1 protein-coding gene is annotated in these 470 nt (G+C 44.3%); it reads right to left on the bottom strand.

The features are described 5' to 3' along the window. On the bottom strand, positions 1-470 hold a 470-nt coding region (locus AB4585_RS28420), incomplete at both ends, for a transcriptional regulator (protein ID WP_372172109.1).

The following is a 470-nucleotide window of genomic DNA, read 5'->3' as shown; positions in this document are numbered from 1 at the left end:
GGGTGTTTGTATCCCAATTTGACCAGAACGCTTGTTTCTTGGTGTTTTGCTCGGCTTTAGATTCTTTTAGCTGCGATGTAGTGATCGAAGCAAGAGCCGGCTCTGCTGCAGGAGTAGCGGCTTTTTCCTCGGTTTGAGGAGTCGGGGTTTCGCGCTCGACAGACGAAATCAATTGATAGCCACGCTTCGGCACAGTCTTTACAAACTGTGGAGATTTGGTGGAATCCTTTAGCATTTTTCTAAGCGTAGAAATTGCCTGAGTTAGGCTAGAATCATCAACTTGAAAACCTTGATCTCTCCAAACAAATTCATGCAGTTGGTCACGAGTAACCACCTCATTTGGATGTTCGCAAAGTAGGGTGAGGATTCGACTTTCATTACTACCAAGTCGCACTAAACTATCGTCATCTGATTGATCGACAAGTGAGTTGCTGTTTGGATCAAAAATATACTTCTGGGCTAGTACGTAT

The sequence above is a fragment of the Vibrio sp. 10N.222.49.C9 genome (assembly GCF_041474985.1).
In the GTDB taxonomy this organism is placed as follows: Bacteria; Pseudomonadota; Gammaproteobacteria; order Enterobacterales; family Vibrionaceae; genus Vibrio; species Vibrio crassostreae_C.
This window is presented reverse-complemented; position numbering and strand designations above follow the sequence as displayed.